The organism is Streptomyces sp. SD31 (genome assembly GCF_052068475.1).
GTDB lineage: Bacteria > Actinomycetota > Actinomycetes > Streptomycetales > Streptomycetaceae > Streptomyces.
Genome location: NZ_JBQHCX010000002.1, coordinates 256,772 through 280,290, shown reverse-complemented (window position 1 = coordinate 280,290; position 23,519 = coordinate 256,772). Strand labels below are relative to the sequence as shown.

20 protein-coding genes and 1 tRNA gene are annotated in these 23,519 nt (G+C 71.7%); 14 read left to right on the top strand and 7 right to left on the bottom strand.

The window, feature by feature from the left end; genetic code table 11:
* The first annotated feature begins 256 nt into the window (after positions 1 to 256).
* From ACTMVF_RS05245 to ACTMVF_RS05225, 5 genes are all read left to right on the top strand, one after another.
* Positions 257 to 1,579 carry an ABC transporter substrate-binding protein gene (locus tag ACTMVF_RS05245; protein WP_441269757.1) on the top strand — a complete coding sequence of 441 codons (1,323 nt, stop codon included), beginning with the start codon at positions 257 to 259 and terminating at the stop codon, positions 1,577 to 1,579.
* Complete coding sequence (locus ACTMVF_RS05240) at positions 1,576 to 2,604, top strand: carbohydrate ABC transporter permease (protein ID WP_441269756.1); 1,029 nt, start codon at positions 1,576 to 1,578, stop codon at positions 2,602 to 2,604. The genes ACTMVF_RS05245 and ACTMVF_RS05240 overlap by 4 nt, the downstream gene beginning before the upstream one ends.
* Positions 2,601 to 3,503: a carbohydrate ABC transporter permease gene (locus tag ACTMVF_RS05235; protein WP_441269755.1), complete on the top strand. Its 903-nt coding sequence runs from the start codon at positions 2,601 to 2,603 to the stop codon at positions 3,501 to 3,503. The genes ACTMVF_RS05240 and ACTMVF_RS05235 overlap by 4 nt, the downstream gene beginning before the upstream one ends.
* Before the next feature lie 137 nt (positions 3,504 to 3,640).
* Positions 3,641 to 5,071, top strand: coding sequence for a GH1 family beta-glucosidase (locus ACTMVF_RS05230; RefSeq protein ID WP_441269754.1), 1,431 nt, complete (start codon positions 3,641 to 3,643; stop codon positions 5,069 to 5,071).
* A gap of 126 nt (positions 5,072 to 5,197) precedes the next feature.
* Positions 5,198 to 6,763: an oxidoreductase gene (locus ACTMVF_RS05225; protein ID WP_441269753.1), complete on the top strand. Its 1,566-nt coding sequence runs from the start codon at positions 5,198 to 5,200 to the stop codon at positions 6,761 to 6,763.
* 97 nt (positions 6,764 to 6,860) lie between these two features.
* Here ACTMVF_RS05225 and ACTMVF_RS05220 read toward each other — a convergent pair whose 3' ends face one another.
* The 3 genes from ACTMVF_RS05220 to ACTMVF_RS05210 all read right to left on the bottom strand — a co-directional run bounded on the left by ACTMVF_RS05220 (position 6,861) and on the right by ACTMVF_RS05210 (position 10,540).
* Positions 6,861 to 8,330: a glycoside hydrolase family 18 protein gene (locus ACTMVF_RS05220; protein ID WP_441269752.1), complete on the bottom strand. Its 1,470-nt coding sequence runs from the start codon at positions 8,328 to 8,330 to the stop codon at positions 6,861 to 6,863.
* 108 nt (positions 8,331 to 8,438) lie between these two features.
* Complete coding sequence (locus ACTMVF_RS05215) at positions 8,439 to 9,839, bottom strand: ATP-binding protein (protein ID WP_441269751.1); 1,401 nt, start codon at positions 9,837 to 9,839, stop codon at positions 8,439 to 8,441.
* On the bottom strand, positions 9,836 to 10,540 hold the full coding sequence (locus ACTMVF_RS05210; protein WP_441269750.1) for a response regulator transcription factor: 705 nt from the start codon (positions 10,538 to 10,540) through the stop codon (positions 9,836 to 9,838). The genes ACTMVF_RS05215 and ACTMVF_RS05210 overlap by 4 nt, the downstream gene beginning before the upstream one ends.
* Before the next feature lie 161 nt (positions 10,541 to 10,701).
* Here ACTMVF_RS05210 and ACTMVF_RS05205 point away from each other — a divergent pair, with 161 nt between their 5' ends.
* On the top strand, positions 10,702 to 11,223 hold the full coding sequence (locus tag ACTMVF_RS05205; RefSeq protein ID WP_441269749.1) for a hypothetical protein: 522 nt from the start codon (positions 10,702 to 10,704) through the stop codon (positions 11,221 to 11,223).
* Between the two features lie 20 nt (positions 11,224 to 11,243).
* Here ACTMVF_RS05205 and ACTMVF_RS05200 read toward each other — a convergent pair whose 3' ends face one another.
* Together ACTMVF_RS05200 and ACTMVF_RS05195 are read right to left on the bottom strand one after the other, a co-directional pair.
* Positions 11,244 to 12,113, bottom strand: coding sequence for a spermidine synthase (locus tag ACTMVF_RS05200; protein WP_441269748.1), 870 nt, complete (start codon positions 12,111 to 12,113; stop codon positions 11,244 to 11,246).
* A gap of 68 nt (positions 12,114 to 12,181) precedes the next feature.
* Positions 12,182 to 12,619: a hypothetical protein gene (locus ACTMVF_RS05195; RefSeq protein WP_441270134.1), complete on the bottom strand. Its 438-nt coding sequence runs from the start codon at positions 12,617 to 12,619 to the stop codon at positions 12,182 to 12,184.
* Between the two features lie 266 nt (positions 12,620 to 12,885).
* Between ACTMVF_RS05195 and ACTMVF_RS05190 the strand changes: the two genes are divergently transcribed.
* The gene (locus ACTMVF_RS05190; protein WP_441269747.1) at positions 12,886 to 14,367 is read left to right on the top strand and encodes a hypothetical protein; all 1,482 of its coding nucleotides are present in this window, start codon (positions 12,886 to 12,888) and stop codon (positions 14,365 to 14,367) included.
* Between the two features lie 32 nt (positions 14,368 to 14,399).
* On the opposite strand, the gene ACTMVF_RS05185 is transcribed toward ACTMVF_RS05190, so the two are convergent.
* Positions 14,400 to 14,996: a histidine phosphatase family protein gene (locus ACTMVF_RS05185; RefSeq protein WP_441269746.1), complete on the bottom strand. Its 597-nt coding sequence runs from the start codon at positions 14,994 to 14,996 to the stop codon at positions 14,400 to 14,402.
* 186 nt (positions 14,997 to 15,182) lie between these two features.
* Between ACTMVF_RS05185 and ACTMVF_RS05180 the strand changes: the two genes are divergently transcribed.
* The 7 genes from ACTMVF_RS05180 to ACTMVF_RS05150 all read left to right on the top strand — a co-directional run bounded on the left by ACTMVF_RS05180 (position 15,183) and on the right by ACTMVF_RS05150 (position 21,634).
* Positions 15,183 to 16,217: a phosphatase PAP2 family protein gene (locus ACTMVF_RS05180; RefSeq protein ID WP_441269745.1), complete on the top strand. Its 1,035-nt coding sequence runs from the start codon at positions 15,183 to 15,185 to the stop codon at positions 16,215 to 16,217.
* The gene (locus ACTMVF_RS05175; protein WP_441269744.1) at positions 16,168 to 17,364 is read left to right on the top strand and encodes a hypothetical protein; all 1,197 of its coding nucleotides are present in this window, start codon (positions 16,168 to 16,170) and stop codon (positions 17,362 to 17,364) included. Before ACTMVF_RS05180 ends, ACTMVF_RS05175 begins: the two co-directional genes overlap by 50 nt.
* On the top strand, positions 17,355 to 18,977 hold the full coding sequence (locus ACTMVF_RS05170) for a hypothetical protein (RefSeq protein WP_441269743.1): 1,623 nt from the start codon (positions 17,355 to 17,357) through the stop codon (positions 18,975 to 18,977). The genes ACTMVF_RS05175 and ACTMVF_RS05170 overlap by 10 nt, the downstream gene beginning before the upstream one ends.
* On the top strand, positions 18,974 to 20,311 hold the full coding sequence (locus tag ACTMVF_RS05165; RefSeq protein ID WP_441269742.1) for an AAA domain-containing protein: 1,338 nt from the start codon (positions 18,974 to 18,976) through the stop codon (positions 20,309 to 20,311). Before ACTMVF_RS05170 ends, ACTMVF_RS05165 begins: the two co-directional genes overlap by 4 nt.
* A 159-nt stretch (positions 20,312 to 20,470) precedes the next feature.
* The gene (locus ACTMVF_RS05160; protein WP_302000501.1) at positions 20,471 to 20,836 is read left to right on the top strand and encodes a hypothetical protein; all 366 of its coding nucleotides are present in this window, start codon (positions 20,471 to 20,473) and stop codon (positions 20,834 to 20,836) included.
* Positions 20,837 to 20,979: 143 nt separating this feature from the next.
* The gene (locus tag ACTMVF_RS05155; protein ID WP_441269741.1) at positions 20,980 to 21,570 is read left to right on the top strand and encodes a bifunctional DNA primase/polymerase; all 591 of its coding nucleotides are present in this window, start codon (positions 20,980 to 20,982) and stop codon (positions 21,568 to 21,570) included.
* A tRNA-Lys gene (locus tag ACTMVF_RS05150) sits at positions 21,561 to 21,634 on the top strand. The genes ACTMVF_RS05155 and ACTMVF_RS05150 overlap by 10 nt, the downstream gene beginning before the upstream one ends.
* Before the next feature lie 283 nt (positions 21,635 to 21,917).
* Here ACTMVF_RS05150 and ACTMVF_RS05145 read toward each other — a convergent pair.
* Positions 21,918 to 23,330, bottom strand: a complete 1,413-nt coding sequence (locus ACTMVF_RS05145; RefSeq protein ID WP_441269740.1) for a M6 family metalloprotease domain-containing protein — start codon at positions 23,328 to 23,330, stop codon at positions 21,918 to 21,920.
* Positions 23,331 to 23,519 lie beyond the last annotated feature (189 nt).

Below are 23,519 nucleotides of genomic sequence, written 5' to 3'. Positions count from 1 at the left end.
TCGTCCTCGAACGCCGGACGGGCTCAGGTGGGTCCAGTTAACGGCCCGATAACTGAACGCATCTCTCCGCTCCCACGCCCTTGACACCCCCGCTCGGACCGACGAACCTTCAACTCATCACTTGTGGGAGCGCTCCCACAGTACCTGACACATACACATCCCGCACGTTCCCCGCCCGAGCCGCAGCGAGTACAACGAACGGGCCCAACAGTGCAGTTGGCCGGGGGGTCGGCACGTCAGGCAACAGGAGGACGCAATGCGCACGAGTACCCGCGGGTCCCGCAGGCTGACGACCCTCGCGGTCGTCGCCGCGCTGACGACAGGGCTGCTCGCCGGCTGCGCCGAGGACTCGGACGACGCTTCGGACGAGGGCGGTGGCAACGGCGGCGGTGGCAAGACCACCCTCACCGTCGGCACCTTCGGCACCTTCGGCTACAAGCAGGCCGGCCTCTACGACGAGTACATGAAGCTCAACCCCGACATCACGATCAAGGAGAACGTCACCACCCGTACCGACGTCTACTGGCCGAAGGTCCTCACCCGGCTCCAGGCCGGCGCGGGGGCCGACGACATCCAGGCGATCGAGGTCATGAACATCACCGAGGCCGTGCAGACCCAGGCCGACAAGTTCGTGGACCTCGGCAAGGAGGTCGACAAGTCGCAGTGGCTGGAGTGGAAGAACGCCCAGGCCACCAGCAAGGACGGCAAGCTGATCGGACTCGGCACCGACGTCGGCCCGATGGCGATCTGCTACCGCAAGGACCTGTTCGAGAAGGCCGGTCTGGAGACGGACCGCACCAAGCTCGCCGCGCAGTGGAAGGGCGACTGGGGCAAGTACGTCGAGCTGGGCAAGGAGTACATGAAGAAGGCGCCGAGCGGCACCAAGTTCGTGGACTCGGCCTCCTCGGTCTACAACGCGGCCCTCGGCGGCGAACCCGAGCGCTACTACCAGACGGACGGCACCGTCACCTGGGACAAGTCGGACAGCGTCAAGAAGGCCTGGGACGTCGCCATGGACGTGGCGACCAGCGACATGTCGGCGAAGCTGAAGCAGTTCGACAAGCCGTGGGACCAGGGCTACGCCAACGGCACCTTCGCCACGGTGGCCTGCCCGGCCTGGATGATCGGCTACATCCTGGAGAAGTCCGGTGAGTCCGGCAAGGGCAAGTGGGACGTGGCGGCCGCGCCGACCGCGGCCAACTGGGGCGGTTCGTTCCTCGGTGTGCCGACGTCGAGCAAGCACCAGAAGGAGGCCATCGCGCTGGCGAAGTGGCTGACCGCGCCCGAGCAGCAGGCGAAGGTGTTCGCCAAGCAGGCGAGCTTCCCGTCGACCCCGGCGGCGTACTCGACCCTGAAGCCGGCGGCCGCCACCACGGAGTACTTCTCGAACGCGCCGATCACACAGATCTTCTCCGACTCGGCGAAGACCATCCCGTCGCAGTACTTCGGCATCAAGGACCAGGCGATCAACACCGCGCTGACCGACGTCGGCATCCTCCAGGTCGAGCAGAAGGGCAAGAGCCCTGACGAGGGCTGGGACGCGGCCTCCGAAGAGATCAAGGACGTGCTCGGCCAGTGAGCAGCTCCAAGCAGGCCCTCGCGCATCCCGCGTCGAGCGCCGACGCCGCGCCCGGTGACCAGCCGGGCGCGGCCGGCCGCGCTCACGGTCGCGGTACGCCGCCGCCGGGCAACGGTTCCTGGCGCAGCCGGCTGTACCGCTGGGACATGAAGGCGTCGCCGTACGCGTTCATCGCCCCCTTCTTCATCGTCTTCGGGGCGTTCTCGCTGGTCCCGCTGCTGTACACGGCCTGGTACTCGCTGCACAACGTGCAGCTGGCCAACCTCGACGGGCAGACCTGGACCGGCCTGGACAACTACCAGAACCTGCTGTCCTCGGACTTCTTCTGGAACGCGCTGTGGAACACGTTCACCATCGGGGTGATCTCCACGGTGCCGCAGCTGCTGATGGCGATCGGCCTGGCGCACCTGCTCAACTACAAGCTGCGCGGCTCCACCGTGTGGCGGGTCGTGATGCTCACCCCGTACGCCACGTCGGTGGCGGCGGCGACGCTGGTGTTCGTGCTGCTGTACTCGTGGGACGGCGGCATGATCAACTGGCTGCTGGAGTTCGTCGGCATCGACCCGGTCAACTGGCGTGAGTCCGACTGGGGTTCGCAGTTCGCGGTGTCGTCGATCGTGATCTGGCGCTGGACCGGCTACAACGCGCTGATCTATCTGGCCGCGATGCAGGCGATCCCGGCCGACCTCTACGAGTCCGCGGCGATCGACGGTGCCAACCGCTGGCAGCAGTTCCTCCATGTGACGGTCCCGCAGCTGCGGCCGACGATCCTGTTCACGGTGGTCGTCTCGACGATCGGCGCGACCCAGCTCTTCGGTGAGCCCCTGCTGTTCGGCGGGGTGAGCGGTTCGAAGGGCGGCTCCGAGCACCAGTACCAGACGCTCGGCCTGTACATGTACGACCAGGGCTGGATCATCGGCAACCTCGGCAAGGCGTCCGCGATCGCCTGGTCGATGTTCCTGATCCTGCTGATCGTCGCCGTGATCCAACTGCTGGTGTCCCGACGGCTGAGGAAGTCCCAATGACCGCAAGTGAACTGACACTCCCTCAGGCCGAGCGGGACAAGAAGCCCCGGCGCGAGCGCCCCCGGGTCATGGGCGCCGGCAAGCAGCTGCACGCCGGCCCGCTCACCTACGTCGTCCTGTCCGTCTTCGCCCTGGTCTCGCTGGCCCCGCTGGTGTGGACGGCGATCGCGGCCTCGCGCACGGACCGGCGGCTCGCGGAGACCCCGCCGCCGCTGTGGTTCGGCGGGAACCTGTTCAAGAACATGGACCGGGCGTGGGAGGAGGCCGGGCTCGGGAAGGCGATGTTCAACACCATGTTCGTGGCGGGCACGATCACCATCAGCACGGTGCTGTTCGCCACGCTGGCCGGTTTCGCCTTCGCCAAGCTGCGGTTCCGGTTCTCCGGTGTCCTGCTGATGCTGACGATCGGCACGATGATGATCCCGCCGCAGCTGGCGGTCGTACCGCTGTATCTGTGGATGGCGGACCTCGGCTGGTCGAACCAGCTCCAGACGGTCATCCTGCCGACGCTGTGCACGGCCTTCGGTACGTTCTTCATGCGGCAGTACCTGTTGCAGGCGCTGCCGAGCGAGCTGATCGAGGCGGCGCGGGTGGACGGTGCGAGCAGTCTGCGGGTCGTCTGGCACGTGGTCTTCCCGGCGGCGCGGCCCGCGATGGCCGTACTCGGCCTGCTGACGTTCGTGTTCGCCTGGAACGACTTCCTGTGGCCGATCATCGCCCTCAACCAGGAGAACCCGACCGTGCAGGTCGCCCTCAACTCCCTCGGCACCGGCTATGTCCCCGACCAAGCGGTGATCATGGCGGGCGCCCTGCTCGGCACGCTGCCGCTGCTGATCGCGTTCCTGCTGTTCGGCAAGCAGATCGTGGGCGGCATCATGCAGGGCGCGATCAAGGGTTGACGCCCACTCCTTCGCCTCGGTCGTCTCAGTCGTACGTCCGCGGGGGCCGGGTCACCGCCGCCCCGGCCCCGTGCACCACCTTCCCCCCTCCGCCACTACACCCGTCGGTCTCCACGACCCCCTATGGGAGCGCTTCCATGCCTGAGCCCATGTCCTCCGTGTCCTTTCCCCCCGCCTTCCTCTGGGGCGCGGCGACGTCCGCGTACCAGATCGAGGGGGCGGTGCGGGAGGACGGCCGTACGCCGTCCATCTGGGACACCTTCAGCCATACGCCGGGCCGGACCGCCGGCGGCGAGCACGGTGACATCGCTGTCGACCACTACCACCGCTACCGCGAGGACGTGGCGCTGATGGCCGAGCTCGGCCTGACCGCGTACCGCTTCTCGGTCTCCTGGTCACGGGTGCAGCCGACGGGCCGGGGCCCTGCGGTGCAGCGGGGCCTGGACTTCTACCGCCGCCTGGTGGACGAGCTGCTGGCGCACGGCATCAAGCCCGCCGTCACCCTCTACCACTGGGACCTCCCCCAGGAGTTGGAGGACGCGGGCGGCTGGCCGGAGCGCGACACCGCGTACCGGTTCGCCGAGTACGCGCAGATCGTCGGCGAGGCGCTCGGCGACCGCGTGGAGCAGTGGATCACGCTCAACGAGCCGTGGTGCAGCGCGTTCCTGGGCTACGGGTCGGGGGTGCACGCACCGGGCCGCACCGAGCCGGTGGCGACGCTGCGGGCCTCCCACCACCTCAACCTGGCGCACGGGCTGGGCACGTCGGCCCTGCGCTCGGTGATGCCGGCCCGCAACTCGGTGGCGCTCAGCCTCAACTCCTCGGTGGTGCGGCCGGTTTCGCAGGATCCCGCGGACCTGGCGGCGGCCCGGAAGATCGACGACCTGGCCAACGGGATCTTCCACGGTCCGATCCTGCACGGCGCGTACCCGGAGAGCCTGTACGCGGCGACGGAGCCGGTGACCGACTGGTCGTACGTCCTGGAGGGCGACCTGGCGGCGATCAACCAGCCGTTGGACGCGCTGGGGTTGAACTACTACACCCCGACGCTCGTCTCGGCGGCCGAGACCGGGGTCAACGGCCCGCGCGCGGACGGCCACGGGGCGAGCGAGCACTCGCCGTGGCCCAGCGCGGACGACGTGTTGTTCCACCAGACTCCGGGCGACCGCACGGAGATGGGCTGGACGATCGACCCGACCGGCCTGCACGAGCTGATCATGCGCTACACGCGGGAGGCGCCGGGCCTGCCGCTGTACATCACCGAGAACGGCGCGGCCTACGACGACAAGCCCGACCCCGATGGCCGCGTCCACGACCCGGAGCGCATCTCGTACCTGCACGGCCACCTCTCGGCGGTCCGTCGAGCGATCGCCGACGGCGCCGATGTCCGGGGCTACTACCTGTGGTCCCTGATGGACAACTTCGAGTGGGCGTACGGCTACGAGAAGCGGTTCGGGGCGGTGTACGTCGACTACTCGACGCTCGCCCGGACGCCGAAGTCGAGCGCGTACTGGTACGGGAAGGCGGCGCGGACGGGGGTGCTGCCGGCGGTGGAGACGGAGATCTAGCCCGGCTCCGGCGGCGAGCTGCCGGAGCCGGCGGGTCCTGTCCGGCGGACGGGGCGCGGCACGCGGAGGGGACGTGCCGCGCCTCGCGGTTCTCCCGGAACGAGTGGAGATCACTACGCTGACCGGGTGCTCTCATACGACGACCTGACGCCACCGGAGCGTGAGCTGTGGGACGCGTTCCCCGAGGGGCGCCCCGTGGACCTGCGCACGGGTGTACCCGAGGACGACCGCGTCGCCGGAGGTGGGCAGTGGGGGCCCGCGCGTACGGTGCGGGCCGCCGTGATCGCGGCGCTTCTCCTGGGCGCGAACACCGCGCAACCGGGCGCCGTCGCGGGTCTGCGGCTGGCCGGGGCGCGGATTTCCGGGCATCTCAATCTGACCGGTGCGCAGATCGGTCATACCCTCTGGCTCGAGGAGTGCTGGTTCGAGGAGTCGGTGAACTTGCTGGGGGCGTCGACGCAGACCATCTTGATCAGGGCGTGCCGAGTGCCCGGCCTCGAGGCCGGGTCGGCCGCTGTCGAAGGGCATCTCGACCTGCGGCGCTCCGTCCTGGAAAGCGGTGCCTCCTCGCCCTTCCACCACGGCGTCACCGCTCTGTCGCTCACCAACGCCCGGGTCAACGGTGGCGTGATCCTCAACGGGGCCGAGATCAACGCGCCCGGCGGCTGGGCCGTTTCCGCCGGTGGCCTGGTCATGGAGGGGGGCTTCTTCTGCAAAGGCGGATTCGTCGCGCGGGGTGAGGTCCGTTTCCTGGGGGCGCAGTTGTCGGGCGGGCTGTTCATGAAGGGTGCGCATCTGGAGCAGTCCGGGCCCCGCGGCGTGGCCCTCGCACTGGACAACGCCGTGGCGGCGACGCTCGACCTCTCCGGAGGGTTCACCGCGAACGGGACCGTACGGCTGCGCGGCACCCGGGTCTCGGACAACCTGAGCTTCGAAGGAGCCGTCCTGAACGGGCCTCCCGACAGCGACGGTCCCGCCCTGGTCGGCATGCTGATGCAGGCCGTCGACTTCGACTTCACCGTCGCCCGGACGCCGTCCGGCCCCGTGGACCTGCGGGGCGCCCAGGTGTCGTACCTTCACGAGAACCGGCACAGCTGGCCGGACGTGGTGGAGCTGGACGGCTTCGTCTACGGCTCCATCAAAGTGGCCGACGGGGACGACGGCGGTGAGCGCCGGGAAGCAGTGGGGGCGCGGGGGTCGGTCGCCCACCGTGTGGCCTGGATACGGCGCAGTCCGGGCTACGGTCCGCAGCCGTACGAGCAGTTGGCGAGCTGGTACCGGAGGGTCGGCCATGACGACGACGCCCGGCGCGTCCTGCTGGCCAAACAGCGCCATCGCCGCCGCACCCTGCACCCGGCCGCGCGAGCCTGGGGCCATCTGCTCGACGCGACCGTCGGCTACGGCTACCGCCCCTGGCTGGCCGGTGTCTGGCTGCTGGCACTGACCCTGCTGGGTGCCCTGGTCTTCGGCGCCCATACGCCGACCCCGGTGAAGCCGGGCGAGGGAGCGCCGTTCGCGCCACTCGTCTACACGCTCGATCTGCTGATCCCCATCGGTGGCCTGGGCCAGCGCACCGCCTGGTACTGGACGGACGGCGAGGTGCAGGGGCTTGCCTATGCCCTGATCGCCTTCGGCTGGGTGCTGACCACGGCGGTCATCGCGGGCGTGACGCGGGCCTTGCAGAAGAACTGACCCGGGGGCGACGGTCGTGGGCGCCCCGGCCGGATGGGGGAAGACCGGCCGGGGCGCGCGGACCCCCGTGTCGTGGTTGCCCGTGGGCGGCTCGGCGTTACTTGCCGTACGCCGCGAACGCCTTCGAGAACGCGAACTTCTCCTGGAGGATCGAGCTGCACGTCGCGTCCGCCGCCGGCTTCTCGCCTCCCGCGCACTGCTTGTCGCGGGTCGCCGACCACATCGACAGCCAGCCGAGGCCCTTGGACTGGGCGAACTTCACCAGCTGGGTGGCGTCGTCGACCTTGAAGATCTCGGTCGTGACGTCATTGACGCCGATCATCGGGGTGACGGCGACCGTCTTCCAGGCCGCGCTGTCGGAGAGGCCGAGCACGCTCTTGACCTGCGCCTGGGTGGCAGTGGCCGCCTGCTCGGCGTAGGTGCCCATGTCGCCGCTGTACGCGGGGCCGTAGTCCATCGCCATGATGTTGACGGTGGCGATCTTCGCGCCGTTCCGCTTGGCGTCGGCGAGGAGGTCGACGCCCGGCTGGGTGAGGCCCTCCGGCATGACGGGGAGGGTGAAGGAGACGTCCAGGTCGGGATGGGCCGCCTGGAGCTTGGCTATCGCCTGGGCGCGGCGGGCGTTGGCCGCCTTGTCCGGCAGCGCACCGCCCTCGACGTCGAAGTCGACCTTGGTCAGCTTGTACGCGTCCACGACCTTGCCGTACGCCGCCGCCAGCGTGTCGGCCGAGGAGCAGGTCGTCGCCAGCTCGCTGCCGGCCGCGCCGCCGAAGGAGACCCGGACGTCGCCGCCCTTGGCACGCAGGCCACCGATCTGCGCGGCCACCGCGTCACCGCCGAGGTCCGTGACACCGCCCCACTTCGGGGTGCAGCCGCCGCCGTCTGTGATGAAGGCGAGGTTGTAGTCCTTCACACCGGTCGCCTCGACGCTCGCCGACAGGTCGAAGGCCGGGTAGAGGGAGGTGTCGATGTACGGGGCGAAGCCGGCGGTGGTTCCCGTTCCGGCGCCGGGGGTCTCCGAGGGCTTGGCGGTCGGGGTCGCGCTCTGGGTGGGCGTGGCCGTCGGCTTCGGCGGCGACGTCGGTGTCGGTGTGGCGGATTCGGTGGACGTCGGGCGGCCGCTCGGCTCGGGCGTCGCACTGTCGTCCGTGGAGCACTTCACGTCGTCGATGAGACAACCCGTCGGCGCGCCCGTGCCGTTGACCACGAAGCCGACCGTGACCGACTCCCCGGCGGCCAGCCCGTCCGTGTCCCACTTCGGCGGCGTGACCGTGACGTGCTGCCCGCTCACACTCGACTCGGCGTTCCACAGGGAGCTCAGCTTCGAGCCCGACGGCAGGTCGAACTCCAGCGTCCAGCCCTTCTCGGCCCCGCCGCTGTTGTTGGTGACGACGTACTGCGCGGTGTAACCCGTCGACCAGTCACTGGTCTTCGTGTACGCCGCCCCGATCCCGGCCGCCTGGGCAGTACCCGTGAACAGGATCGCGCCACCGCCGACCACGGCCGCGGCCACCAGGCCGCCTATCGCCTTGTTCCTGCCACTGAGCTTGCGCCGGTGGGAGCTCATTCGCGTGCCTGCCTTCACTGTTCAGGGGTGGGGTGCGGCAGCACGCTAGCGATTCGGAATCGGGCAAAGCGCCTGATCCGGACGGCGATGGGGGACCTTAGGGTGCGCTTAAGGAAGGGATCGGGGACGGTTAAAGGTAGAGACCAATCTGCCGGGTCGGCGTCTTCGCACCGCCCCGCGATGCCCTCTGCGCACAGGCGCCCCGCCCAGCTGGATCCAGATCCGCACCTCGGTCCCGCCGAGCACCGAAGACCCGATCCGCACGTCGCCGCCCGTCGACTCCGCGAGCCGCCGCACGATGTCGAGCCCGAGGCCGGTCGAGCCGGCGTTGCCCGAACCCCGCCCGCGCGCCATCGCCGCCTCGGGGTCGGATATGCCGGGCCCCGCGTCCGAGACGAGCACGATCACCGCGTCCTCGCCGTTGTGCACGTCGACCGCGAAGGCCGTGCCCTCGGGCGTGTGCCGGAAGACGTTGCCCAGCAGGGCGTCCAGCGCGGCAGCCAGATCCGCCCGGGCCACCGGTATCCGCACCGGCCGGTCGACGCCGGCCACCCGCACCTTGCGGTCCTCGTCCTCCGCCAGCGCCGACCAGAACGCCATGCGCTCGCGCACCACCTCGGCCGCGTCGCACCCGGCGCCGGGACCGGCCGCCACCGTCTGCGGCTTGGCATCCCGGGCCGTACGGATGATGGTGTCGACCTCGCGCTCCAGCTGGGCGACGGCGGCCCGGGTCTGCTCGGCGGCCGGACCGTCCCCGAGCGAGGCCGCGTTCAGCCGCAGCACGGTCAGCGGTGTACGGAGGCGGTGGGACAGGTCGGCCGCCAACTCGCGCTCGTTCGCGAGGAGTTGTACGACCTGGTCGGCCATCGAGTTGAACGCCACCGCCGCCAGCCGCAGTTCGTTGGGCCCCTCCTCGGGCACCCGGGCGCCCAGCTTGCCCTCCCCCAGCTCATGCGCGCCCTCGACCAGGCGTTGCGCGGGCCGCACCATCCGCACCCCCAGCCGGTCGGCGACCGCGACCGAGCCGATGATCAGCGCGAGGCCGACCCCGGCGAGCACCGCCCAGGCCGTGGTGAGGCCGCTGGTGACCTCGGAGTCGGGGACGTACACCTCGACGACGGCGATCTCGCCGGAGCTCAGCGCGACCGGCTGGAGCAGCGTGGACCCACCCGGCACCTCGCTGGTCGAGGCACGCCCCAGCCGCCGTACCGTGGCGATGTCGTCGGCGGCGGCGCGCCGGCGGCCGAGGTCGACGGCGGCCGTGTCACCGGAGGCCGGTATGTGCACGGCCATGCCCGCGTCCGAGCCGGCCGAGGCGACGACCCGCTCCAACTGGTCCCGGTCGGTGGTGATGGACAGCGCCGGGGCGACGGCCGCGGCCTCCCGCTCGGCGTTGGAGAAGGCGCGGTCGCGGGCCATCTCGCGGATGACGAGTCCGAGCGGGACGGCGAAGGCGACCACGACCATGGTGGTGACCGCCAGACAGACCTTGACCAGTGCCCACCTCATCGCGGCGGCTCCCCGCTGGGTGGTTCCAGCTTCACGCCGACGCCCCGAAGGGTGTGCAGATAGCGCGGGTTGGCAGCCGTTTCGCCCAGTTTGCGGCGCAGCCAGGACAGATGGACGTCGATGGTCTGATCGTCGCCGTACGACTGCTGCCATACCTCGGCGAGCAGTTCCTTGCGCGGGACGACGACCCCGGGCCGCCCGGCCAGGAAGGCGAGCAGATCGAACTCGCGGCGGGTGAGGTCCAGGCTCACGCCGTCCAACTCGGCCTGGCGGCGCAACGGGTCGACGGTCAGGCCGCCGACGCGGAGCACGCTGGAGGGGGCGGCCTCCCCGCTGCCCGAACGGGCCCGGCGCAGGACGGCGGCCATCCGGGCCGACAGGTGCTCGACCGAGAACGGCTTGGTCAGATAGTCGTCCGCCCCGGCGTTCAGCAACCGGACGATCTCCGCCTCGTCGTCCCGGGCCGTGGCGATGATCACCGGCACGTCCGTGATGCCGCGCAGCATCTTCAGGGCCTCGGAGCCGTCCAGGTCGGGCAGTCCGAGGTCCAGGATCACCACGTCGAAACGGAAATGGGCGACCTCGCGCAGCGCCTCCAGTGCCGTACCGACACTGCGCACCGTGTGGGCGGCGTCGGTCAGGTGCCGGATGAGCGCCGAGCGTACGAACTGGTCGTCCTCGACCACGAGCACACTTGCCATGCGCCGCAACCTACGCCATGCGAGCGAGCCGGGTCCGGGCCTGTGGATAACTGGATGACTGGATGACTCGCGGGCTGTGGACAACCGCACCGTGTGGGCAACTCCACCCCCGCGCACAACCGCGCGACACGCCCGGGACGCGTGAGGCAGTATGGCCCGCGATGCGCAGAGGTCTCGTACACGTACTGGCTTGGTCGCTCGCCACGGGCGCGGCGGTCACGCTGTCATGGTGGGGTGTCCACACCGTGATGGCGGGCACGGTGTACGACCGGCCGCGCGCCCTGCCCATCACGGCGGCCGACGCGACCACGCAGGAGTCCAAGCCACTGGCCTCGTCGACGCAACGGCCGACCCCGCCGGGGAGTCCCGCACCGAAGCCGGGCAAGACGCCGCGGACCACCCCGACCCCCTCGAAGACACCCCCGAGAACCCCCAGTCCCTCCCCGACCCCCACCGCCTCCGGCCAGGTCAAGGGCTACGACACCGACGGCGGCCGCGTCGTCTTCGACATCGGCGAGACCTCCGCGACCCTCGTCTCCGCCACTCCGGGCGCAGGCTGGTCGATGCAGGTGTGGAAGACGGAGACGTGGATCCGGGTGGAGTTCGGCTCGGGCGCGGACCGGGTGTCGGTGTTCTGCACATGGCACGACGGGCCGCCGCGGGTGGAGATCGGGAACTACTGACTCACCCGAAGGACGCCGAACTACCTGAAAACTGAAGGCGGCGGCGCCGGTGACGCGACCGCGGCCGCGTCCGTGACCGGTACGGCACCACCCGTGAAGTCGGTGAGGGACCTGCCGTGCTCGACCCGGCCGGGGTGCGGGTCGGACGCGGCACGGCGGGTCAGTTCCGCGACCGGGAGCGGCACGTCGGCGGCGAGCAGGACAGCGTTGCCGAAGCGTTTGCCGCGCAGCACGGTCGGGTCGGCGACCAGTGCCAGCTCGGCGAACCGGGCGGCGGCGGTGGCGATCTGACCGCGCAGATGCGCCAGCGGCGGCCCGTCGGCGAGGTTGGCGGCGTACCAGCCACCGGGTTTCAGCGCCCGGCGGACCTCGTCGAGGAACTCGGTCGAGGTGAGGTGGGCCGGGGTGCGGGCCCCGCTGAACACGTCGGCGATGACGAGGTCGGCCCATCGGTCGGGCACCTTGGCGAGCCCTTCGCGCGCGTCGACGGACCGCACCCGGATACGGGCGCCTCGGTCCAACGGCAGCTCGCGGCGGACCAGTTGGACGAGGGGCGCGTCGCGCTCGACGACCTGCTGGGTGGAGCGGGGGCGGGTGGCGGCCGCGTAACGGGCGAGGGTGAGGGCACCACCGCCGAGGTGTACGGCCTGTACGGGTTTGCCGGGCGGGGCGACGAGGTCGATGACGTGGCCGAGGCGGCGCTGGTACTCGAAGGAGAGATAGGAGGGGTCGTCGAGGTCGACGTGCGACTGCGGGGCGCCGTCGATCAGCAGCGTCCAGGCTCGCGCCCGGTCCCGGTCGGGTATGAGCTCGGCGAGCCCGCCGTCGACGGTCTCGACGACGGAGGCGACGGCCGCGCCGGAGCGCCGGGGGTTCCTGGACTTTCCCACGAGGCCATTATCAGGGGGTACGGGCGCTCCCACCCGCCGTCCGGCCGTGCCTCACCGGCGACCACACGTCACCGACAGTTGTCGGCCGCCTCGATCAGCCGCGCCGCCTCTCCCAGCGCCTCCCGCAGGACCGCGGGATCGGTCGCCAGGTCCGCTTCCCCGGGCGGCAGGAGCCAGTCCGAGCCCTCGACGGGCGGCTCGGGGTTCAGGTTCAGGCTGAGTCCCCGGCCGTCGGTCTCGGTGCAGGTGCTGCCCGGCACGTCCCAGGCGGCCGCCGTGCCCGGCGGGACCACGAAGCCAAGGGTGTCGCTGCCGTCGTCGTGCAGCACGGGCCCGACCCCGTCGCCGGCACCCCGCCGCAGGATGTCGACCGCCTCCAGGCCCTGCCGCGCCGGAACCGTGACCACGTCGCAGCCCACCTCCGCCGGCTCGCTGAACTCTGCTGTCGGCGCGTGCCCCACCGTTGTCGACGGCGTACGAGGAACGACGCTCTGGCTGGTCTCCATCTCGACCTCCACCACGGAACCCCTTGTGCAGTCCGAAGAGTTCAACGCGTCGCGACGTCAACGGCTACGGCGGAAGTCAGCCGCAAAGGATGGCAGTTCATGGCAGATCACGTATGAGATATCCGGTTTGTAGCTAAACCCTGCGTGTCGACTCCGCTACAGCAGGTACGTTCTTGCCCGCCGGAGACAAGGGCACCACACGAATATTCGGTTCAACTCGTCCTCGTTCCGGCATGGTTCGACGGTTCGCACGGGAGGACCCGGCCATGGCGTCGTCAGAGCTGACCTCGTCCCAGCAGTACCCCAGACCACCGCGGCCGAACCTCGCGTTCCGGCAGTTGCGCGGACAGCGCTCGCCGGCCGAGTTCGCCGCGGCGGTACGACGGGCCGCCCGCGAGATCGGCGAGCGGGTCAGCTGTGACGCGCGTTACGTCGGACGAGTCGAGGCCGGCGAGATCCGGTGTCCCAACTATGCGTACGAACGGGTGTTCCTGCACATGTTCCCCGGCCGCACGCTCACCGACCTCGGCTTCGCGCCCCGCTCGTCCGTACGCGGACGCCGGGCGCGCACCGATGAGAACGCGCCCCTCGTGCACACCACGAGCCCGGCGCACACCACGAGTGAGACGTGGGGGGCCGACGAGCCGTATGTCCCACGAGACCCGCAGGACCCGTACGAGTCGTACGGCGCACAGCAGAACCACGAGAACGACGAGATCCACGAGGAGAGCGACGTGCTGCGTCGCGCATTCATGACCGGCGGGGGCGCCACGGTGGCCGCCGCCTCGCTGGGCCCCCTGGGGCTCACCTTTGACGCCGCGGCCGCGGCGCGTCCCGTCAGGCGTGCCGGGGGGCACGAGGCGGACGCGCTCGAGGAAGCCGTACGCCGCATCCGGGTGCTCGACGACCGGCACGGCGCCGACGGCCTCTACCGACGGGCGGCCGCCCCGCTGCGCGCCGCCTACGCACTGCTCGACGCCAGTACGACCCGGCAGGCGACCGGCGACCGGCTGCACTCGGGCGCGGGTGAACTGGCCATCTCGGTGGGGTGGCTGGCGCACGACTCGGGGCGGTTCGACGACGCGCGCTCGCACTACGCGGAGGCGTTGGCGACAGCCCGTATGGCGGGCGACCCGGCGCTGGAGGCGCACGCCTTCTGCAACACGTCGTTCCTCGCGCGCGACGCGGGCCGGCCGCGCGAGGCGGTCCGGGCGGCGCAGGCCGCGCAACGCGTCGCGCGTCCCCTGGGCTCCCCCCGTCTGATGTCGCTGCTCGCGCTGCGCGAGGCGGGTGGCTGGGCGGGGCTCGCCGACCGCACCGGCTGCGAACAGGCCCTCGCGCGCGCGGTGGCGTTCTTCGGGCGGGGCCGCTCGGACGCCGACCCCGAGTGGATGAGCTTCTACGGAGAGGCCGAGCTGGAGGCCCTGGAGGCGCAGTGCTGGTCGACGCTGGGCAACTGGCGGCGGGCGGCGCGGCACGCCGGCCGCGCGGCCGAGCTGCAGGATCCGCATTTCACGCGCAACATCGCGCTGTACACGGCGGAACTGGCGGACGACCTGGCCCGCGGGGGCCTTCCCGACGAGGCCGCCGCGGCCGGGATGCGGGTGCTGGACCTGCTGGACCAGGTGCAGTCCTCGCGGGTGCAGACGATGCTTGCGGGAACGGCACGGGTGCTGCTGCCGCACCGTCGGGCGAGTGGAGTGTCGGTGTTCCTGGAGAGGCACGCGAGCGTGCCGCGCACGGCCTAGCCGACGACAACCTGCGGGCGTTCGGCCCTCCCTTACGCCGTCAAGTGCCCCAGGTCGTTCCAGCTCTCGATCGCCGGCTCCCCGTACGCCCATCCCAGCACCGACAGCGACGTCGGGTTGAGCCGGATCCGGGCCGCGAAGTCGAGCGGCAGGCCCAGCCAGCGCGCGCCTATGGAGCGGAGTATGTGACCGTGCGCGAACACCAGCACGTCCCGGTCCGCCGCGCGCGCCCACGTCACCACCTCGTCGGCGCGGGCGGTCACCTCGGCCAGGCTCTCGCCCTCGGGCACGCCGTCGCGCCAGATGAGCCAGCCGGGCCGTACGGCCTGGATGTCCGCCGGGGTCATGCCCTCGTACGCGCCGTAGTCCCACTCCATGAGCGTGTCCCAGGTACGCGCGCGTTCGCCGAAGCCGGCGAGTTCGCACGTCTCACGCGCGCGTGACAGGGGGCTGGTGCGGACCTCCACCCCTGCCAGCCCGTCGAACGGCGCCCGGTGCAGGCGTTCGCCCAGCAGCTTCGCGCCGCCGCGGCCCTCCTCCAGGAGCGGCACATCGGTCCTGCCCGTGTGCTTGCCGGCCAGCGACCATGCCGTCTGTCCGTGCCGGGCCAGCAGGATGCGCGGTGCCATGGAGCGACCTTCCGGAAGAAATGAGAGGCGGAACCCGTCCATCATCGCGCACGCTGTGCGCGGGCAACCCGGGGGGCGATCTTTGCGTCTTGAGGGCCGGGGGCGCCCGAAGGAGGCGCACGCGTACACCGTAAAGTGGTTCGACCGGTCCACCGGGCGCCGCGACAAGAAGGGGGAGGCGATCGGATGCCACACGCCGAGACAGCTGGCGTGGAGGCGACGCCGCGGACCCGCCTGCGCTGGTGGACCGAGCTGCCGCTGATACTGCTGGTCTACGCCTGCTACTCGGCGGGCCGACTCCTGGCCCGGGGTGATGTCAGCACGGCCGTCGACCACGGCCTGGCGATCCTGGACATCGAGAAGGCCCTGTACCTCAACGCGGAGCATCCCCTCAACCGGCTCTTCACGCGCGAGCCCTGGCTCGGCGTCCCGGCCGACTTCTGGTACGCGTCGCTGCACTACCTGGTCACGCCCGCGCTCCTGGTCTGGCTCTTCAGGTCCCGCACCGTGCACTACCGCGCGGCCCGCACCTGGCTGATGACGTCGACCTTCATCGGCCTGATCGGCTTCACCCTGCTGCCCACCTGCCCGCCCCGGCTGCTCGCCGAGAGCTACGGCTTCGTGGACACGATGGCCCAGTACAGCTCGTACGGCTGGTGGGGCGGCGCGGCGAGCGCGCCGAAGGGCATGGGCGGCATGACGAACCAGTACGCGGCCATGCCGAGTCTGCATGTCGGCTGGGCGCTGTGGTGCGGGGTGATGCTGTGGCGGTACGGCGGGACGCGCCTGACGAAGGTGGCGGCCGTCGCCTACCCGCTGATCACCACGATCGTCGTGATGGGCACCGCCAACCACTACTTCCTCGACGCGGCCGCGGGCGCCGCCGTGATGGGCGCCGGGCTGCTGCTGGCGCCGTACGTCATGCGGACCGCGGACCGGGTCCGGGCGCGGTTCGGGGCGGAGGTCGTGCCGGTCGCGACGGCCTCCCGCGACACGGTCGCGACGGGCTCGGGCACGGGCACGGGCACCATCCCGGCGGGCTCCGGCGACCCCGTCCCGGTGGGCTCTGGTGACGCATCTTCCTCAATTGTCAGTGGCGGATGCCAGACTTCCGCGGGTGAGCGAATTCCACGGCAGCGCGAGTCCCGGTTCGGATCGGGAGCCGAGCCGAGTGCCTCTCCCCAGGACGCGGGGGACGGCGCTCCGGCACCGGCTCGCTGAGCTGCGCGGTCCCGACGTACCGGCCAAGGCGCTGGACGCGCGCGCCCTGGCCGCCCTCGCCGCCAATCCCGGCTGCAAGCGGCGCGCGATCCTGGACGGCGCCGGGGTGAACAAGGCGGCACTGGCGAGCGCGCTGGGCTCGCCGTCGGTGTTCGGGCAGTCGCAGTTCGCCTTCACGCGCGGCAACGCCTTCGAGGCCAAGGTCAAGGCGGACGGCGGCGCGGAGCTGCTGCGGCTGGTGCACGAGAGACTGGACCGCACGGCCGAGCCGCCCGTCCACGCGCGGGTGCCCGAGCTCACCGCGACCGGCCCCGAGGGCCGCACCGCCCGTACGGCACTGGCGCTGCGGGAGGCCACCGAGGCGCGCGGCGAGTGGACCCTGCTCGACCATCCGATGCTCGCGCTGGACGTCGCCGGCTCGCCCGCCTTCCTGGAGCCGGACGCGGTGGTCGTGCACCCGGACGGCAGCTGGACGGTCGTGGAGATCAAGTCCTTCCCGATGCTGGACGGTTCGGCGGACCCGGCGAAGGTCGGCGCGGCCGCGCGGCAGTCGGCGGTGTACGTGCTGGCGTTGGAGCAGATCGCCGCCCGGCTGGACCCACCTCCGCGCGTGCGCCACCGCGTCCTCCTGGTCTGCCCCAAGGACTTCTCCAACCTCCCCACCGCCTCGGCCGTCGACGTCCGCAAGCAGCGCGCGGTGACCTCCCGCCAACTGGCCCGGCTCACCCGCATCGAGGACATCGCCGACACGCTCCCCGCCGGCACCTGCTTCTCCCCCGACCTGCCCACCGCCGACCTGACGGAAGCCGTCGAGTCGGTCCCGGCGACCTACGCGCCCGAGTGCCTGTCCGCCTGCGAGCTGGCCTTCCACTGCCGCGCCCGCTCCCGCGCGTCCGGCGCGGTGACGTCGCTGGGCCGTTCCGTGCGGGCCGAGCTGGGCGGCCTGACGACGGTCGAGGACGTCCTGTCGGCGGCCCGCGGCGAGTCCGGCGACCCGGACGACCCGGCGGTGGCGGCCCTGCGCCGGGCGGCGCGGCTGCGGGCCGAGGCCCTCGGCCGGGAAGCCGGGGCGCTCGGCCGTGCGGCGGAAACCCTCGGCCATGAGCCGGAAGCCATCGGCACGCAGGCGGTGGCCCCGTGTCACTGATCTCCACCCTCGCCCGCCTCGAAGCCGTCAGCACCGGCCGCGCCCAGCCCGCCGCCACCGTCCGACACCGGCACCTGTCCGACCGACCCCTGGTCTTCGTGCCCCTCACCACCGCCGGTGAGGCCGGCGCCCCGCTCGGCGCGCTGGTCGGCACCGACCGGGACGCCCCGCACCTGCTGGTCGTACCGCAGCCCCGCGACCGCGACCTCAGATTCGCGTTCCTGTCCGAGCTGGCGGACGTCGTCCTGCCGTACATCGACGCTCACGCCGAGGTCGTCGAGGCGGCCGAGCGCAACGAGACCGACCCGGAGACCGGCAAGCGGGTCAAGGTCGAGGTCGAACTGTGCGCGGACGCCCCTCAGCTGATCGTGCCGAGCCGCGCGGGCATCGACTTCGTACGGCTCCTGGGCCGCTCCATGCGCTTCCGGCGTACGGCGGAACAGGCCCCGGAGGCCCCCTATCCCGCGCCCCCGCGCGTACCGCTGCTCGGCCGCTGGCTGACCCACTTCGGCGAGCGGGCCCGCGTACCCGGCTCTTCACTGCTGCTCGCCATGACGGACGTACTGGCCCGGCACTGGGCGACCGGCCAGTCCACCCTGGAGGACCAGCACCTGGGCGCGCTGCTCGCCTGGATCGACCCGCCGCAGGGCGAGTCGGGCGCCGAGGCGGCGCTGCGGGCGGAGCTCGCGCGGGACCGTCAGGGCCAGTTGCTGTGCCCGCCGGCCGGTCCCGCCACCGACCCGGCGTTCGACAACAAGCTGCTCGCCCCCGCCATCGAGCGCTACGACCGTGCCCGTACCGCCCTCGCCGCCGCCGAGGACGGCTTGGAGGCCGACGACCGGCTCGGTGACCTCACCGCCGCCGAGCGGGACATCCGCGCCCTCGTCGAGACCCGGACCCGGCCCACCTGGGACGCGGTGTGGCGGGGCCTGGACCTGCTGCGGTCCCAGCTGCCCGAGGCCGGGCAGCACGTCGAGGAGCGGTGGACCCGCGACCGCTGGTCGTTCACCGGACACCGCGACCGCGTCCTGGCCGGCGAGCCCCCGCAGCCGCGCCGCGACGACGCGGTCACCGCCGCCAACAAGCTCGCCGCGCGCGAGCGCGAACAGGCCCGCCTGGAGGCGCAGGAGGCACTCGACGATCCGCTGGTGATGGCGGGGCGGCGGCTGGCCGGGGAGGCGTTCACGGGCGAGGTCACCGAGGTCGTCATGGCGTACAGCGAGGGCAAGCGACCGAGCCCGCGGCCCCTGGTCACCGTCCGCACGGACGACCGGCCGCATCTGGGCGAGCGGGCCAAGGTGTTCCGGTCGCTGGGCGGGAAGCCGCAGGCGGCGGAGTTCGTCGGCCACGAGGAGGCCCCCGACGAGAACGGCGAGGACGGCGGCGCGCTGATCGTGCTGCGCGTGCTCGACAAGATGGGCCGCGGCAAGGAGCCGGAGGCGGGGTCCGTGCCGGAGAAGGGCGACCTGATCTGCTTCACGCTGTTCGAGCACGAGCAGCGGGGCGGGGCCAAGCTGCCCGACCCGGAGCAGACGCCGTGGACGCACGGCGGGCCGCCCGGGGAGCAGGAGTCCGAGGCCGCCGATCCCCTGACCGAGGAGGATGTGCTGTGACCGCCGTGTTCGACCCCGGTGCCGCGGCGACCGAGGCCACCGACGCGATCCTGCGCGACACACTGCACGGCACCGCGCGCGGTGTCGTCGTCGACTCCCCGCCCGGCGCCGGCAAGTCCACGCTCGTCGTCCGCGCGGCCCTCGAACTCGCCGACGCCGGACGCCCGCTGATGGTCGTCGCGCAGACCAACGCCCAGGTCGACGACCTGGTGCTGAGGCTCGCCGAGAAGAACCCCGAGCTGCCGGTGGGCCGGCTGCACAGCAGCGACGCCGACCCGTACGACAAGGCGCTGGACGAGCTGCCGAACGTACGCAAGTCGGCGAAGGCGGGCGACCTGACCGGTCTCTCGGTCGTCATCTCCACGGCGGCCAAGTGGGGGCACGTCAAGGTCGACGAGCCCTGGCGGCACGCGATCGTCGACGAGGCGTACCAGATGCGCTCGGACTCACTGCTCGCCGTGGCCGGACTGTTCGAGCGGGCGCTGTTCGTGGGCGACCCGGGTCAGCTGGACCCGTTCGCGATCGTGGGCAGCGAACAGTGGGCGGGGCTGTCGTACGACCCCTCGGCCTCCGCCGTGACCACCCTCCTCGCCCACAACCCCGAGCTGCCGCAGCACCGCCTGCCGGTGTCCTGGCGGCTCCCCGCGTCCGCCGCGCCCCTCGTCTCCGACGCCTTCTACCCGTACACGCCGTTCCGCAGCGGCACGGACCACGGCGACCGTCACCTCTCCTTCGCGGTCCCGTCGGACGGCTCGGGCCCCGACCGGGTGATCGACGAGGCGGCGGAGTCCGGCTGGGGCCTGCTGGAACTACCCGCCCGGAACACGCCGCGCACGGACCCCGAGGCGGTACGGGCGGTGGCGACGGTCGTACGGCGCCTGATGGACCGCGGCGGCGCGGCGACGTCGGAGCGCTCGCCCGACCCCGCGCCCCTCACCGCCGACCGGATCGCGGTCGGCACGGCACACCGGGACCAGGCGGCGGCGGTCCGGGCGGCACTCGCCGAGCTGGGCGTGAGGGACGTCACCGTCGACACCGCGAACCGCCTCCAGGGCCGCGAGTACGACGTCACGGTCGTCCTCCACCCCCTCTCCGGCCGCCCCGACGCCACCGCCTTCCACCTGGAGACGGGCCGCCTGTGCGTCCTCGCCTCCCGCCACCGCCACGCGTGCATCGTGGTGTGCCGGGCCGGGGTGAGCGAGCTGCTGGACGACTATCCGTCGACGGAGCCGGTGCAGCTGGGGACGGTGGTGAAGTTTCCGGATGGTTGGGAGGCGAATCACGCGGTGTTGGCGCGGCTGGCGGAGCATCGGGTGGTGTGGCGGCCTGGGTGACGGCAGCCCGGCTGACCTGTCACGGCGTCCACTTGCGCGGGCGCGGGACAATGGACTGTGGACCGGTTCACCGGGGGGTGCCCGGTTGCGCGGGTTGGTCGCCGGGGAGCAATGAGATCGGTGACGTACCAGATCGGTGATGCGGGAGAAGGAGAAAACATGGCGGAGCCCACGCCGCGTCGGAACGAACCGCGGCTACGCCCCGCGCCCCTGCTCTTCGAGCCCGCGGAGGTGGCCGCCGACCCGGAGCACTTCTTCGACCTGGAGTCGATCGACGACCCGCGGGCGCTGCTGGCGCGGGCGACCGAGCTGACGCAGGCGTTCCGGGCGGCGACGGACCGTGCGGTGGAGTTCCAGGCCATCGCGGCGGCCCAGCTGGCGGACCCCCGGCGGTTCGACCGGCTGACGCCCGCCGACATCGCCGCGCAGGCCGAATGGACCGAGGACTACGCCAAGAAGATGGTGGAGTTCGGCAGGGATCTCATGCGGGGGGTCGAGGGGCCCGGGCACGTCGACCCGGTGTGACCGTCGCGGACCGGCCCACGGACCGACGCGGGTGCCCCAAGGGCATATGCCAGGCGGGCAAGATACGCCCTGCCACCCCACCCTGTCCCGATTTCCGGGAACTCTGGGAAACCGCGCGCTCACCGTCGGTAGATGTATCTGCCATGAGCAGCACACGCAACGCCCCGCCCTCTCGCACCGCGGACGGCGCCGCCTCCCTCACCGCGGACGGCGCCGCCTGGCTCGCCTCCGCAGAACCGTATCCGCGCAGCATCCGGGCGCTCTGGGACGAGCGGCCGACAGCCCCCGTGGTCCTGGCCTGCGGTTCCGTGTTCGACATCGTGAGCGCGCCCGCGGTCTTCGGGCGCCGCATGGTCGACCAACTGTGGGAGGACGGGCCCGGATCGGGGCCGGTGGCGATGTTCCGGGGCCGGATGCTGCTGTTCACCGCGCCCGGCACCGCCCAGCGCCTGCCGTCGCTGCTGCGGTGGGAGGAGTTCGGCCGCGCGGGCGACGTCCCGCCGCTGCTGTGCCACGGCACGGGAGACGCGGTGACCGTCCCGGCCGGGTCCGACACGGACGCCCCTTCCGGCTCCCGCTGGCTGGTCGCCCCCGACACCCGTAATCCCTGGTTGCCGGGCCCCGAGGTACTGCTCTGGGCAGCCGTGCGGGCGGCCCGCGCGGCCGTTCGGATATCGATTTTTCCCCACGCCGACCAGGGTGCTAAGGTCTACGACGTCAGCAGGCGCCGCTAGCTCAGTTGGTTAGAGCAGCTGACTCTTAATCAGCGGGTCCGGGGTTCGAGTCCCTGGCGGCGCACCGACAGTGAAGGCTCCTCGCAACTGCGGGGGGCTTTCGCTTTTGAGATGGACTCTCCCGGTCCCGCAGGGGCGGCTGGGGATCCGGGGGTCAGCCCCCGGAGAATGCAGCATCAGCGGGTCCGGGGTTCGAGTCCCTGGCAGCGCACGGAACAGTGAAAGCCCCTCGCCGAAGCGGGGGGCTTTTCGCGTGCGCCCCGGCGTACCGTTTCGCCCCGGCGCACCGTCCGGCCGTCACGCACCCCTCCCCCCGGCGCGAGCGTCACCCGAATCCGGCGCAGGCGCTATCCGACCGCCGTGATCTTCACCGTCCACGCCCCCGAAGCCGTACGCCCCTCCACCTCCACCCGCACACCGTCCCCGGGCACGGTGAAGCTCTCCCCGAGCCCGACCGGCGCGTCCGCGAGCGGCGGATACACGGATTCCTCCCAGCACGCCTCGCTGCGCGGGTGGGCGTCGATCACCTCGACCGGCCCGCCACCGGAGTCGGCCCGGCTGCGCACCCGGTACACCAGCACCCCCTGCCGGCAGGCCTGAGCGTCGTTGCCCACCGGCCCGCGCACCTCGAAGGCGAGGGCGCTTTCGGGACCGGTGCGCACGACGGCGAGCTTCGCGCCGTTGCCCAGCCCGAAGCCCGGCACCGCCCCGACCCCGCCGTACCCACCGACCGCGCCGAGCCCACCGACCCCGTCGAACGCCCGCGATGGCCAGGGCGCCCCCGCCGCCCCCGTCTGCACAGGCATGGCACCCGGCCCCACCGACAGCGGCTCCAGTGTCAGCCGCGTGCCTCTGGTGCCGCTCCCCCGCACGCACACCACCTGCCGCGGCTCCAGCCACCCCAGCTTCCACTTGTGCCAGCCGAACAGGTCCGGTGCCATCCCGAACTGGCTGCCCATCAGGTCCCAGTCGCCGACATAGGTGTCCCAGTCGCCCTTGCCGTCCGCCGGGCGGTGGTACAGGTCCGGCAGGTCGAAGACGTGGCCGGTCTCGTGCGCGAGGACCAGCCGGTCCGGCGGATGGTCCTCGAACACCGTGACGACGCGCCGGATGTCCGTGCCGTCGGCCCGCAGCGGGGTGTCCAGGTTGACGACCTTCGTGGCGTCCGAGTCGACGCCGGGCGCGTCCGGGTCGGCGACGAAGTAGACGACGTCGTAGCGGGAGAAGTCCACCTTCCGGTCCGCCGCGGCGAGCGCGTCGCGCAGATAGGCGGCCCGGTCGTCGACGCGCCAGTCACGCTGTATGGCGTACGCGGTGGACGGCTTCGGCATCGGGATCCAGTGCCGCAGTGGATGCGGGCGCAGGGTGAATCTGCCGTAGGAGGCGCGTTCGAAGAAGCGGGTGGTGGCCGGGAAGTGGTCGGCCGTCAGTTCGGCGGGTGTCGTCCGGGGTGCCGAGTCGGGGAAGGACAGGAACACCATGACCGCGTCGAGTTCGCGGGTCGGGCGCGGATAGGCGGCGTTCCAGGTGTCCAGACCCTCGGAGTGGTGGGCCTCCGTGCGCTCCAGGGCGCAGGGCGTCGTGTCGAACGGCTCGGCGATCGAGGGGTCGGCGACCAGGGACGTCGCGGCGAGTGCCGACATCGTGGTGAACAGTGCGGCGGTGCTGCGCAGTCGGGGCCACTCCCACAGCCGGCCCATGCCGGGGAGCAGGGGGAACTGACGCGGCACGTCGACCTCCGGGAGCGGTTCACGGGACACCGCACCCAGCCTCAGTCAGATTGTCGTACTACGCCCTGTTTGCCTGCACCGGATGGGTGAGCGGGCCGAGGGATCGTCCGAATCAACACCCCCGAATCGCTCACGGAACGTCACAATCGGTCGGGGGCCCGAAGAAGCCGTCCAGGTGCGGGCAGAAACGATCTGTCAGAAGGTCGGGTCACATGGGAA

Excerpts from the sequence above, each read along its gene's own strand:
- ACTMVF_RS05245 (WP_441269757.1), top strand. The coding sequence starts at position 257 with ATGCGCACGAGTACCCGCGGGTCCCGCAGGCTGACGACCCTCGCGGTC.
- ACTMVF_RS05235 (WP_441269755.1), top strand. The coding sequence starts at position 2,601 with ATGACCGCAAGTGAACTGACACTCCCTCAGGCCGAGCGGGACAAGAAG.
- ACTMVF_RS05230 (WP_441269754.1), top strand. The coding sequence starts at position 3,641 with ATGCCTGAGCCCATGTCCTCCGTGTCCTTTCCCCCCGCCTTCCTCTGG.
- ACTMVF_RS05220 (WP_441269752.1), bottom strand. The coding sequence starts at position 8,330 with ATGAGCTCCCACCGGCGCAAGCTCAGTGGCAGGAACAAGGCGATAGGC.
- ACTMVF_RS05215 (WP_441269751.1), bottom strand. The coding sequence starts at position 9,839 with ATGAGGTGGGCACTGGTCAAGGTCTGTCTGGCGGTCACCACCATGGTC.
- ACTMVF_RS05210 (WP_441269750.1), bottom strand. The coding sequence starts at position 10,540 with ATGGCAAGTGTGCTCGTGGTCGAGGACGACCAGTTCGTACGCTCGGCG.
- ACTMVF_RS05205 (WP_441269749.1), top strand. The coding sequence starts at position 10,702 with ATGCGCAGAGGTCTCGTACACGTACTGGCTTGGTCGCTCGCCACGGGC.
- ACTMVF_RS05195 (WP_441270134.1), bottom strand. The coding sequence starts at position 12,619 with ATGGAGACCAGCCAGAGCGTCGTTCCTCGTACGCCGTCGACAACGGTG.
- ACTMVF_RS05190 (WP_441269747.1), top strand. The coding sequence starts at position 12,886 with ATGGCGTCGTCAGAGCTGACCTCGTCCCAGCAGTACCCCAGACCACCG.
- ACTMVF_RS05185 (WP_441269746.1), bottom strand. The coding sequence starts at position 14,996 with ATGGCACCGCGCATCCTGCTGGCCCGGCACGGACAGACGGCATGGTCG.
- ACTMVF_RS05180 (WP_441269745.1), top strand. The coding sequence starts at position 15,183 with ATGCCACACGCCGAGACAGCTGGCGTGGAGGCGACGCCGCGGACCCGC.
- ACTMVF_RS05160 (WP_302000501.1), top strand. The coding sequence starts at position 20,471 with ATGGCGGAGCCCACGCCGCGTCGGAACGAACCGCGGCTACGCCCCGCG.
- ACTMVF_RS05155 (WP_441269741.1), top strand. The coding sequence starts at position 20,980 with ATGAGCAGCACACGCAACGCCCCGCCCTCTCGCACCGCGGACGGCGCC.